The following is a 12001-nucleotide window of genomic DNA, read 5'->3' on the forward strand; positions in this document are numbered from 1 at the left end:
CCGCACCCGAACCAGCCACTTCGCAGCACTTCGCTCCGCCGATCGCCAGATCGACGGAGCGAAGCAGACGGGCCCCGAATAAACCAACAGCATCCGCACCTGGCGTGAGGCGGGGCCTTCTGGTTCTCGGCAGCCGGCACGCGCCCCGCGGAGACAGAGACGCGTCGGGAGAACTCAGCCCTTCGCGGGCGTGACCTCGAGCCAGTCGAGGATCACGTCACACTGATTTCCGTCCTGGCACGAGATGTTGATCTCGTTCTCGCCCTTCATCAGGTCGACCGGCGCCCAGGTGGTCTGCCAGTTCTTCTCCCAGTTCGGGTCCGAGGACTCGATGAAGTTCTTGAGACCGATCGGCTGTGAGTTCGGCTTCCCGTTGACCGTCAGCGTGGCGTTGGCGTCCTTGGCCGGGATCGCGTAGCGCACCGTCAGTCGGTACGAACCGCTGGTCTGCATGTTCGCCCGCCATGTCACGGACGACCCGACCGCGTTGAAGCCGGTGACGTACGAGCCGTTGGGGCCTTCCGCACCCTTGACGGTCTTGTCGAGGGTGGCCGAACCGCCGAGCTTCAGCGTCGCCGCGTCCTGCTTCGGCAGCTCGGCCGGCGCCTCGGGGCTCGCGGACTCCTTGGGCTTCGGGGACTCCTCGACCTGGTCGCCGGGGCCGGCGGAGGTGGTGGCCTCTTCCTTCTTCTGGTCCTTCTTGTCGTTGCCCGTGAGCAGCGCGGCACCGATGCCGATGAGCACGACCAGGACCACCGCGACCGCGCCGATCAGCAGGCCCTTGGTGTTCGGGCCGCCCTTGCCGCGGCCGCCCTGCTGCGGGGCATGCCCGGGGGAGGCGCCGCCGGGGTACGTCTCCGGTGCGGCGTACTGCGCGTTCGGCTGGCTGTACGGCTGGCCGTACGGCTGCTGCGGCACCTGCTGCCCGTACTGGCGCTCGCCCACGGTCCGCACCTGGTTGTACGAGGTCCGGGGCACACCGGGCTGCTGGGCCGCCGGACCCGGGTAGCCGTAGCCGCCCGTCCGCGGTGGCTGGGCGCCCGCTGCCTGTCCGTCCTCGTACAGGTAGCCGAACGGATCGTCGTCCTCGGGCTTGTTTGCGCCGTTGTTCCCGGCCGTCATCCCTGGGTCACTCCTCACCATGTCGCCAGCCGTCGCCGAATATCGCCAGCCGTGGCCGACCGGCCGAGCCTACCCCGAACGGACCCCACCAAGAATTGCCGTCGCACGTCCTGGAACCGCCCCGGGGCGGGGAAACACGCACCGCCGTGAACGTCAGCCGGCCCTGCGGTGAACCTTCGCCCTGGACCGCTTCTCCACGTACATCCGCTGGTCGGCGGAGCGCAGCACCTCTTCGGCGGTCATGCCGCAGGCGGCCCAGCCGATGCCGAAACTCGCCCCGACGCGCACCGCCCGCCCGTCGACCCGGATGGGCGGGATGATCGCGTTGCGCAGCCGTACGGCCAAGTCCGCGGCATCCGCGGCGCCGAGCCCGTCGGCGAGGACGACGAATTCGTCACCCCCGAGCCGGGCGACGGTGTCACCGTCGCGGACACAGGTGGTGAGGCGGCGGGCGACCTCGATCAGGACGGCGTCACCGGTGTGGTGGCCGAAGCGGTCGTTGATGGACTTGAAGCCGTCGAGGTCGCAGAAGAGGACCGCAAGGCCCTTCGCGCCGTCGTCGTGCTCGGTGTCGGGCGCGACGGCGTGCACGTGATGGTCGTACGGGCCGCCGGGGGCCGAGTCCACGTCGTAGCCGGAGGTCCGTGCGTCCGGGTCGTCGGCGTCGCCGTACGCCGCATCCAGCACCTCGACCGCGGAGGTGGCCTCCGAGTGCGGGCGCTCGCACAGCCGGGAGCCGAGCCGGGAACGCAGCTCGGCGCTGTTGGGCAGGCCGGTGAGCGCGTCGTGCGAGGCGCGGTGCGCGAGATTCAGCTCGTGGCGCTTGCGCTCCTCGATGTCCTCGACATGGGTGAGCAGGAAACGGGGGCCGTCCGTGGTGTCGGCGACGACGGAGTTGCGCAGCGAGACCCAGAGGTAGGTGCCGTCCCGCCGCCCGAGCCGCAGCTCGGCGCGGCCGCCCTCGGCGGAGGTGCGCAGCAGGGTGCCGATGTCCTCCGGGTGGACGAGGTCGGCGAAGGAGTAGCGGCGCAGGGCGGACGCCGGGCGGCCGAGAAGCCGGCACAGGGCGTCGTTGGTGCGCAGCAGCCGGCCGTGCTGATCACCGCCCATCTCGGCGATGGCCATGCCGCTGGGGGCGTACTCGAAGGCCTGGCGGAAGGACTCCTCGCTGGCCCGCAGCGCCTGCTGTTCACGCTCCAGACGGACCAGGGCGCGCTGCATGTTTGCTCTGAGCCGGGCGTTGCTGATCGCAATGGCCGCCTGCGACGCGTACATCTGGAGTGCCTCACGGCCCCAGGCACCGGGGCGGCGGCCGTTGCGCGGGCGGTCGACGGAGAGGACACCCAGGAGGTCGTTGCCGCCGCCGGACGCGTACATCGGGGCGTAGAGCCGGTCCAGGGGGTGCCACTCGTCCTCGAAGCGGGGCTCGGGGCCCTCGGTGTGCCACTGCGGTACGTCGTCGTCGAGAAGGACCCAGCCGTCGGTGTGGGGTATGAAACGGAGCTCGTCCCATTCCTCACCCATCGACAGCCTGCGCTCCCAGGAACTGCGCGAGCCGACACGGCCGGTGATCAGGGCTTCCGCGGCGCTGTTGCCGGCGAAGGCGGCGACGACGAGATCGCCGTCGGCACGGACCAGGTTCACGCAGGCGAGCTCGTAGCCGAGACCGTCGACGATTCCGTCGGCCACGGTCTGCAGTGTGTCGGCCAGGCTCCGCGCCGTGTTGAGATCGGCCATGGCCTGGTGCAGCTGCCGCATCGTCGCAAGACGGACGTACGGCTCCGACTCGGCCTCCATTGCCCGCACTCCCCGAGACCCTCGACAGCACTCCAGGTTTCATATCGACGTACTTACTGCAGTGTCACGGCCACTGAATCACAGTGAGCTGTGCAGTCGGTACACAGGGTCAGCAAATATTGCACTCTGTGACTCAAGTCACAACAGATGGTGAAGGGGCTCCGGTGCCGCGTCGGCGCGGTCCGTCCTTTTCTTGAACGCAAATCCGGGCGTTGCAGTGCCGGCCCCCCGGCGCTCCGGGTCGGGGTCCTAGGACCAGGCTGGTCCCCTGGCCCGATGCGACGGCGCGCCGTCCGCGGCTAGCGTGCCGGATGTGTTGCAGACGAAACCTCCCGCCCCGCGTTCCGAGCCCGTCCCCCATGCTGAGGGGGTGAGCAACGATGAGTTCCGGGCCGCCCTCGCCCGGCTGGCCGCCGGTGTCGTGCTGATCACCGCCGAGGAGCCGCCGCTCGACGAGAACGGGCTCGGCGAGGATGTCGGGATGACGGCGACCGCCTTCATGTCGGTGTCGCTGGACCCGCCCCTCGTCATGGTCAGCCTGCGCAACGACTCGCGGATGGACGACCTGCTGTCGGAGCAGCCGCTGTGGGCGGTCTCCGTACTCACCGAGAGCCAGCGGCACATCGCCGGACGGTTCGCGATGAAGGGCCGGATCAGCGACCGGCTGCTGTTCGAGGACATCCCCTACCGGAGGGGAGAGGTCACCGGCGCGCCCCTGGTCGGCGGCGCACTGGCAACACTGGAGTGCCGCACCGAGCAGCGGGTCCTGGCGGGCGACCACACCCTGGTGATCGGCCGGGTCCTGAGCGCGGACCTGCCGAGCGGGGACGGCTCACCGCTGACGTACTTCCGGGGACGGTACCGGCGGCTGGGCTGAGGGGACATCGCGGAAAGCCGCACGGCCGGGGCGAGAGGGCTCCGGTGCCGCGCCGCCGCCGAAACGCGGCCGGGACGAGAGGCAGACGCCGATGGCCGCGTGGTCGGGGCGAGGGGACCCCAGTGCCGCACCGCCGCCGAAACGCGGCCGGGCAAGGGGGTGCCGGAAGGGTGCGGGCGCGGTCACCAGTCGCGGCCGGAGCGGCCGCGCTTCGTCTCGCCGCGCTGCTTCTTCTCGCGCAGACGGCGTTCGTTGATGCCGCGCGGAATCCTGGTCCTGCGGCGCGGCCTGGGGGGCGGCGCCGTGGCCTCGGCCAGCAGGGAGGCGAGCCGCACGAGAGCCGTCTCGCGGTTGCGCCACTGGGAGCGGTGCTCGGACGCCCGTACCGCGATCACCCCGCCCACGAGCCTGCCCTCCAGACGCTGGAGCGCCCGCTCCTTCCACACCGGAGGAAGCGACTCGGTCGCCGCGAGGTCGAAGCGGAGCTCCACCTGGGAGTCGCTGGTGTTGACATGCTGCCCGCCGGGCCCGGAGGACCGCGAGAAACGCCACATGAGCTCGGCCTCCGGCAGGGAGACCGAACCGCGGATGACATAGGGCCCGGACATGGCACCCATGTTCCCCGGCCCACCGGGCGTTCGTCACCTTCTTTTGCCGTACGCGCGCCCTTTTTGCCGTACGTGCGCCTTCTTTTGCCGTACGCGCGCCGTACGGGCCCTGCCGGCCGCCGTACGGGCCCCCAGCCGGTAAGGATCCCCCGGGCCGCCGTACCGGCCGGGGGACTTCGGTAAAGAAAGCAAAGGGAGCAGGAACCTCCTGGTCCCTTGCCCACGTTATGACCTGTGACGGTAGCTTCGTGATGGCATGAAGCCCGCACTCGACGATGAAAGGGACTTCCCATGGCTGTAAGCCTGTCCAAGGGCGGCAACGTCTCGCTCACCAAGGAGGCCCCGGGCCTGACCGCCGTCACGGTCGGCCTCGGCTGGGACGTCCGCACCACCACCGGCACCGACTTCGACCTCGACGCCTCGGCGATCGCGGTCGACCCGGCCGGCAAGGTCGTCTCCGACGGCCACTTCGTCTTCTTCAACAACAAGTCGACGCCGGACCAGACCATCGTCCACACCGGTGACAACGTCACGGGCCAGGGCGAGGGCGACGACGAGCAGATCAACGTCAACCTGGCGGGCCTGCCGGCCGAGGTCGACAAGATCGTCTTCCCGGTCTCGATCTACGACGCCGAGACCCGCAGCCAGAACTTCGGCCAGGTGCGCAATGCGTTCATCCGCATCATCAACCAGGCCGGCGGCACCGAGATCGCCCGCTACGACCTGAGCGAGGACGCCGCCACCGAGACCGCCATGGTCTTCGGCGAGCTCTACCGCAACGGCGCGGAGTGGAAGTTCCGCGCCGTCGGCCAGGGTTACGCCTCCGGCCTGCGCGGCATCGCCCAGGACTTCGGCGTCAGCATCTGACACGTACGGCGCCGCTCTCCGGCCCGAGAGCTCACCCCACGGAAGCCCCCGACCGTCGCGGTCGGGGGCTTCCGTGCGCGCCGACCGGGTTTCACTCCCCGGCCGTTCTCCACAAACACCCTGCGAACATTCACAGTTGACCGAATAGCGAACCCAAGCGAACCCCATTCGGACAAGAAGTGGTCAAAAAAATGTGAGGCATTTGTTAGTACACCGTCAATCTTGGTCATTCGGTGGCACGCTCTCGGCTCGTAACCCCCCACGGAACGAGCAACGGAGAGAACATGACCCCCCACATGAACACCCGTCGCGCCGCAGCCCTGGCCGCCGCGGCCGCGATGGTCGTCGTCGGCGTCCAGTCGGGTGCGGCAAGCGCCGCTCCCGACAACGGCAATGACGGTCCCTCCGCCTCTCGCAGCGCCGTCCCCTTCGGCGCGAACACTGCCTCGCAGCGCACCGCCGCCATCAAGTCGGCGCAGACCGACGCCTCCTCGACCGCCGAGTCCCTCGGCCTCGGCGGTCAGGAGAAGCTGATCGTCCGTGACGTGATCAAGGACGCCGACGGCACCGTCCACACCCGCTACGAACGTACCTACGCCGGGCTCCCGGTCCTCGGCGGCGACCTCGTGACCCACACCGCCCGCAGTGGAAAGCTCAAGGGCGTCACCAAGGCGACCAAGGCCCGGATATCCGTGCCGTCGACGACGGCGAAGATCAAGACCGCGGCCGCCGCCCGCAAGGTGATCTGGGCGGCCGGCTCCAAGCCCGTCCTCGCCCTGGAGACGGTCAAGAACGGGGTGCAGAAGGACGGCACGCCCAGCAGGCTGCACACCATCACCGACGCCACCACCGGCAAGAAGCTCCGGAGCTTCGAGGCGATCGAGACCGGCATCGGCAACAGCCAGTACAGCGGTAAGGTCGACCTGACGACCACCGCGGCCGGTTCCGGTTTCGAGCTGGTCGACGGCGACCGCGGCGGCCACAAGACGTACGACCTCAACCAGGGCGAGAACGGCACCGGTGACCTCGTCAAGGACGACGACGACACCTGGGGCGACGGCACCGGCAACGACCGTCAGACCGCCGCCGTCGACGCCGCCTACGGCGCCGCGCAGACCTGGGACTTCTACAAGTCGGCGTTCGGCCGCGACGGCATCGCGGGTGACGGCAAGGCCGCGTACTCGCGGGTCCACTACGGCGACGCGTACGTCAACGCCTTCTGGGACGACAGCTGCTTCTGCATGACGTACGGCGACGGCGCCGACAACAAGAGCGCCCTCACCGCGCTCGACGTCGCGGGCCACGAGATGAGCCACGGCCTGACCGCGTCCACCGCCAACCTCAACTACTACGGCGAGTCCGGCGGCCTGAACGAGGCGACCAGCGACATCCTCGGCACCTCGGTGGAGTTCGCCGCCGACAACAGCACCGATGCCGGCGACTACCTCATCGGCGAGAAGATCGACATCAACGGCGACGGCACCCCGCTGCGCTACATGGACAAGCCGAGCAAGGACAGCGGCTCGGCGGACTACTGGGACAGCAACGTCGGCGACCTCGACGTGCACTACTCCTCCGGCGTCGCCAACCACTTCTTCTACCTGCTGTCCGAGGGCAGCGGCGCGAAGACCATCAACGGGGTCGACTACGACTCCCCGACCAAGGACGGCTCCACGGTCACCGGCATCGGCCGGGACAAGGCCGTCCAGATCTGGTACAAGGCCCTCGCCGAGTACATGACCTCGACCACCGACTACGCGGGCGCCCGTGAGGCGACCGAGAAGGCGGCGACCGACCTGTACGGGGCCGACAGCGCCGAGCTCAAGGCCGTCGACGCCGCCTGGACCGGCGTCAACGTGAAGTAGGTTCCGACAGCGGTACGACGGGAGCCGGTCAGCCCTTCGAGGCGGGCCGGCTCCTGCCGTACAGCCAGGTGTTCCACAGCTTCGTCAGATCCTTGCCGGTCGTCTTCTCCACATAGGCGGTGAAGTCCGCGGTCGACGCGTTGCCGTGCCGGTGGGCCTTCGTCCAGCCCCTGACGAGCGCGAAGAAACGTTTGTCGTCGCCCACGGCCTGCCGGATCTTGTGGATGACCATCGCCCCGCGCCCGTACACCGGCGCCTGCGAGATGTCCGCGGCCGTCGGCGGATCGGCGGGCGGGAAGGCCCAGTTGTCGTCGTTGGCGAAGGCGGCGTCGAACCGCTTCTGGACCGGCTTGCCCTCCTGGTCGTCCTCCCACAGCCACTCCGCGTACGTCGCGAAGCCCTCGTTGAGCCACATGTCCCGCCAGCTCTTGGGCGTGACGGAGTCCCCGAACCACTGGTGGGCCATCTCGTGGACGAGGAGCCCGGCGTCCGGCGGCCCGGGGAAGAACGGCCGGTTCTGGGTCTCCAGGGCGTATCCGGCGTCCCCGGAACGGTCGATGATCGCCCCCGTGGCCGAGAAGGGGTACGGGCCGAAACGTTCCGCCTCCCATGCCACGATCTCGGGGACCCGGGCGAGAATCCGCGCGCTCCGCGCCGCCACCGTCGTCTCCGCGGCGGTGAACACCTTGATGCCCTCCGGGGTGGTCGATGTCTTCGTGTCGAAGTGGCCGATGGCGACCGTCGCCAGGTAACTCGCCATCGGTTCGGCGACGTGCCAGTGGTACGTGGCGGTGTCGCCCGAGGTCCTGCGCGACATCAGCTCGCCGTTGGAGACGGCCGTCAGCCCCTTCGGGACGGTGACGGTGATGTCGTACGTCGCCTTGTCGCTCGGATGGTTGTTGCCGGGGAACCAGGCCATGGCGCCCACCGGTTCACCGAGAGCCACCGCTCCGCCCGCGGTCCTCAGCCAGCCCTCCTTGGACGTGTCGGGGTCGGTGAGGGTCCGCGGGGAGCCGGAGTACTGGACGACCGTACGGAACGTCCTGCCCTTGCGGAGCCGGCTCTCGACCTCGGCGTCGGGGCGCAGCGTCAGCTCGTGGCCCGCGCGGTTGACGGCGGCCGGGCGGCCCTCGACGGTCGCGGACCGCACGGTGAGCCCGGCGAGGTCGAGGTTGAAGGCGCTGAGGTCCTGGGTGGCGCGTGCGGTGATCGTGGCGGTGCCGCGCAGCCGGTCGGCGGCCGGGTCGGCGTCGAGGGCGAGGTCGTAGTGCGTGACGTCGTAGCCGCCGTTGCCGGCCCTCGGGAAGTACGGGTCGCGCAGACCGGCGGCGCCGGGGGCGCCCCCGACACCGCCGATGCAGCCGGTGGAGGTCGTCAGAACCAGCAGGGCGAGGGCGGCGGCGCGGGCCGTGCGGCGTACTGGTGTTCGCTGATTCACGTCTGCGATCCTAGGACGACCCCGGGCGCGCCGCCTGTGAGCATCGGCACGCCGGCGCGACGGGAACCTACTGCGCGAGGGCGGCGACGCCGGCGTTCGCGAACTTCTCGTCGAGGCCGCCGCTGGGGGCTCCGGCCACGCCGATGCCCGCCACCGGGGCGCCCTTGACCTGCACCGGGGCGCCGCCCGCGAGGAACAGGGTGCCGGGGATGTCCTGGAGGTTCGGGGCCTGCTCCAGGCGCTTGGCCGGCTCGGAGGTGGGCGCGTTCCAGGAGGCGGCGGTGTACGCCTTCTGCACGGCCGACGCCTGCGGGCCCGCGCCGTCGCCGCGCAGCGCCACGATCCGCGCCGCCCGCGCCCGCCCGCACCCGCCCGCGGTGCTCCGGCGCCCGCCGTGCGCCCTCAGCCCGTCGGCCGGATGCCCCGGCACCGGCGCGCCCGGGGGCGTGACACCATCGGACCGTGCTCGACATCGGCTACTCCCTCTCCCGACGCTTCCCCGATCCCCCGCAGACCGACTACCGCCGCGCGGACGTCCACGCCCTGCGGCACGACCTGTTCTCCGGTGACGTCTACCTCGCGGACACCGAGGCGGACCGCGAAGTGTCCACAGCCTGGGGATGGGTGCCGGTGCTCGACTTCGCGTGGGCGCTGTGCGACATCGTCGAGCAGATCGACCAGGATCCGCGCGGCAACCGCTCGCACCGGCAGCAGTTCGCCGAGCTGGACTTCACCGAGTCCTCCGACCGGATGCTCTTCGAGCGCCGCTTCGGCTGGGTCGACGTGGAGGCCGACTGGATGCCCGGCGACGAGCCCCCGCTCACCTTCAGCCACTCGGTGCTGCGCCGCGAGGCCCGTGACTTCCTGCACGACCTGATCGCCGACCTCGCGGACATGCACGAGGGTCTCGCCGACAACCCCGTGATCTGGGACCTCCAGGCCCGCTTCCCCCGCACCTGACCCCGCAACCCCGACCCGGACGGGAAGAGCCCTGCGTCTCCGCCCGCCCCCGCCCCGGACAGGGAGCCCTATGCCTCCACCCGCACCCCGATCTGGGCCGCGAACGCCGGGGCCAGCTCCATCAGCTGCGCCGGGCTGATCACCGCACCCGCCAGCCGCTCCACCCCGCGCGCGATGTCCAGCTCCGCGACCGTCCGCAGGTCCACCGACTCCATCCGTACGGAACTGAAGTCGGCCCGCTTCAGCACACAGTCCCGGAACTCCACCCGCACCAGGTGCGCATCCCCGAAATCGGGCTCGGACAGCACACAGCCCTCGAACACCACGTCCTTCAGCCGCGCCTTGCGCAGGTTCAGGTAGTCGATCTTCCCGCCCCGCACCAGCACCCGTTCCAGCACCGCGCCGTGCAGCTGCACCCCGCCCAGCCGCGCGTCCACCACCTCCACGTCGCGCAGCGACGCCCCCGCGAGGTCGGTGCCCACCCCCCGCACGCCCGTCAGCACCGAGTCGATGAAGCGGGCTCCGACCAGCTCCGTACGGTCCAGGGCGCAGCCGTCCAGCGCGCAGTCCATGAAGCGGGCCCCCGGACCCGGCTCGTCCGCGAGATCCGTCCCCTCGAAACGCACACCGTCGTAGTCCCCGTCGGGCTCCAGTCCCACCCCGTCGTACGGAACGAGCGGCGGCAGCCGCACCTCCGGCCGCCGTGCCGCTGTGATGGTGCCCGTCTTCCCTCTGCCGCGTGCCATGCCCCCATCGTGAACCACCCCACTGACAATGCCCCTCCCCGGCTCCGCCGCAGCGGGCTCCCGCCCGCCTCCGCCCGAACCCGCTTGACCTCAAGCGGACTTGAGGTCGGAGAGTGGCCCGCACGGGACCCGCAGGCCCACGCGCCCGCCGGCCCGGCCGACGCCCACCACCACCGAACCCACGGGGAGCCCACCGTGCACGCCATCCGCCTCCACACCTTCGGACCGGCCGAGAACCTCGTCCACGAGCGGGTCGAGGACCCCGTTCCCGGCCCCGGCCAGGTCCGGATCGCCGTCGGCGCGGCGGGCGTGCACCTCCTCGACACCGCCCTGCGCGAAGGCATGACCGGCCCGTTCCCGGCCCCCGCCGAGCTGCCGACCGTCCCGGGCCGCGAGGTCGCCGGCCGGGTCGAGTCGCTCGGCGAGGGCACCGACCCCGGCCTGCTCGGCCGACGCGTCGTCGCGCACATCGGCACGGCCCCCGGCGGATACGCCGAACTCACCGTCGTCGACGCCGAGAGGCTGCACACCATCCCCGACGGCCTCGACGAAGCCGAGGCCGTCGCCATGATCGGCACCGGCCGCACCGCCCTCGGCATCCTTCAGTTCACCGCACTGGGCCCCGGCTCCACCGTCCTCGTCCCAGCCGCCGCGGGCGGCATCGGCACCCTGATCGTGCAGTACGCCAAGAATGCCGGGGCCACCGTCATCGGCCTCGCAGGCGGCCCGGCCAAGGTCGCCGCCGTCCGCGCGAACGGCGCCGACCTCGCCGTCGACTACACGCTCCCCGACTGGCCCCGGCAGGTCCGCGCCCACCTCGACGGACTCGGCCGCCGCGCCACCGTCGTCTACGACTCCGTCGGGGGCGCCACCGGCCGCGCCGCCGTCGGCCTCCTCGGCAGGGGCGGGCAGCACATCGTGTTCGGCTGGTCCGGTGAAGGTCTCCACGACGGCGCCCCGCTCACCTTCACCGCGGAGGAACTCGCCGAGCGCGGCATCACCTCCGAGAGCGTGCTCGGCCCCGTCATGACGGAGAAGGCGGGCGGCCTGCGCGCCCTCGAAACCCGCTCGCTCGCCGAAGCAGCCGCCGGCCGGCTCCGCCCCGCCGTCCAGCGCTTCCCGCTCGCCGAAGCGGCCGCCGCACACCGTGCCCTGGAGACCCGGGGCACCATGGGCAAGGTCGTCCTGATCCCGTAGCCGCCGCCCGGCAACCCGTGGCGGCTCACTCACCGCCGAGCTTCGCCAGCGCCCCGTCCGTCAGCCGGTACACCGTCCACTCGTCCTGCGGCCGTGCGCCCAGCGACTCGTAGAACGCGATGGACGGGGTGTTCCAGTTCAGCACCGACCACTCCAGACGCCCGTAGCCGCGCTCCACACAGATCCGCGCCAGCTCCGCCAGCAGCGCCTTCCCGTGCCCGCCACCACGCCGCTCCGGACGTACGTACAGGTCCTCCAGGTAGATGCCGTGCACTCCGCGCCAGGTGGAGAAGTTCAGGAACCACAGCGCGAAACCGACCACCTCGCCGTCCTCGTCCGACTCGGCAATGTGCGCGTACGCGGCGGGCCGTTCGCCGAACAGCGCCTCGTGCAACTGCTCCTCGGTGGCCTTCGCCTCGTGCAGGACCTTCTCGTAGTCGGCCAGCTCGCGGATCATGGCGTGGATGACGGGAACATCGTCAGGGGTAGCGGTGCGAATCATGAGGGCAGCGTAAACAGGGGCG

General features: G+C 70.8%; 11 protein-coding genes and 1 pseudogene. 5 read left to right on the forward strand and 7 right to left on the reverse strand.

Annotated features, from left to right (window positions below; genetic code table 11):
- Nucleotides 1-174 precede the first annotated feature (174 nt).
- Entirely contained in the window at nt 175-1122 is a 948-nt protein-coding gene (locus ACF08M_RS31180) for a CBM35 domain-containing protein (RefSeq protein WP_392188612.1), read from the reverse strand.
- Between the two features lie 153 nt (nt 1123-1275).
- Complete coding sequence (gene cdgB / locus ACF08M_RS31185; RefSeq protein ID WP_392188613.1) at nt 1276-2919, reverse strand: diguanylate cyclase CdgB; 1644 nt, start codon at nt 2917-2919, stop codon at nt 1276-1278.
- A 370-nt stretch (nt 2920-3289) separates the two neighbouring features.
- On the opposite strand from cdgB, the gene ACF08M_RS31190 reads away from it, so the two are divergent.
- Nucleotides 3290-3796 (forward strand): flavin reductase family protein, encoded by a 507-nt coding sequence (locus ACF08M_RS31190; protein ID WP_392188614.1) that lies wholly within the window; start codon nt 3290-3292, stop codon nt 3794-3796.
- A 182-nt stretch (nt 3797-3978) separates the two neighbouring features.
- Here ACF08M_RS31190 and arfB read toward each other — a convergent pair whose 3' ends face one another.
- A complete protein-coding gene (gene arfB / locus ACF08M_RS31195; RefSeq protein ID WP_392188615.1) occupies nt 3979-4413 on the reverse strand; it encodes an alternative ribosome rescue aminoacyl-tRNA hydrolase ArfB in 435 nt (144 codons plus the stop codon).
- Nucleotides 4414-4695: 282 nt separating this feature from the next.
- Between arfB and ACF08M_RS31200 the strand changes: the two genes are divergently transcribed.
- A complete protein-coding gene (locus ACF08M_RS31200; protein WP_392188616.1) occupies nt 4696-5271 on the forward strand; it encodes a TerD family protein in 576 nt (191 codons plus the stop codon).
- Between the two features lie 284 nt (nt 5272-5555).
- Nucleotides 5556-7136 carry a M4 family metallopeptidase gene (locus tag ACF08M_RS31205; RefSeq protein WP_392188617.1) on the forward strand — a complete coding sequence of 527 codons (1581 nt, stop codon included), beginning with the start codon at nt 5556-5558 and terminating at the stop codon, nt 7134-7136.
- Between the two features lie 28 nt (nt 7137-7164).
- Here ACF08M_RS31205 and ACF08M_RS31210 read toward each other — a convergent pair whose 3' ends face one another.
- Both ACF08M_RS31210 and ACF08M_RS31215 read right to left on the reverse strand, forming a co-directional pair.
- On the reverse strand, nt 7165-8574 hold the full coding sequence (locus ACF08M_RS31210; RefSeq protein ID WP_392188618.1) for a M1 family metallopeptidase: 1410 nt from the start codon (nt 8572-8574) through the stop codon (nt 7165-7167).
- Nucleotides 8575-8641: 67 nt separating this feature from the next.
- Nucleotides 8642-8917, reverse strand: a pseudogene (locus ACF08M_RS31215) (heme-binding protein); the annotation flags it as partial.
- 119 nt (nt 8918-9036) lie between these two features.
- Here ACF08M_RS31215 and ACF08M_RS31220 point away from each other — a divergent pair.
- Complete coding sequence (locus ACF08M_RS31220) at nt 9037-9534, forward strand: hypothetical protein (RefSeq protein WP_392188619.1); 498 nt, start codon at nt 9037-9039, stop codon at nt 9532-9534.
- 68 nt (nt 9535-9602) lie between these two features.
- On the opposite strand, the gene ACF08M_RS31225 is transcribed toward ACF08M_RS31220, so the two are convergent.
- Nucleotides 9603-10280 carry a pentapeptide repeat-containing protein gene (locus tag ACF08M_RS31225; RefSeq protein ID WP_392188620.1) on the reverse strand — a complete coding sequence of 226 codons (678 nt, stop codon included), beginning with the start codon at nt 10278-10280 and terminating at the stop codon, nt 9603-9605.
- 195 nt (nt 10281-10475) lie between these two features.
- Between ACF08M_RS31225 and ACF08M_RS31230 the strand changes: the two genes are divergently transcribed.
- Nucleotides 10476-11477: a zinc-binding dehydrogenase gene (locus ACF08M_RS31230; protein WP_392188621.1), complete on the forward strand. Its 1002-nt coding sequence runs from the start codon at nt 10476-10478 to the stop codon at nt 11475-11477.
- A gap of 25 nt (nt 11478-11502) precedes the next feature.
- Here the strand turns inward: ACF08M_RS31230 and ACF08M_RS31235 are convergent, their stop codons facing one another.
- Entirely contained in the window at nt 11503-11979 is a 477-nt protein-coding gene (locus tag ACF08M_RS31235) for a GNAT family N-acetyltransferase (protein WP_392188622.1), read from the reverse strand.
- Between the last annotated feature and the right edge of the window lie 22 nt (nt 11980-12001).

Source organism: Streptomyces sp. NPDC015032, from assembly GCF_043080425.1.
In the GTDB taxonomy this organism is placed as follows: Bacteria; Actinomycetota; Actinomycetes; order Streptomycetales; family Streptomycetaceae; genus Streptomyces.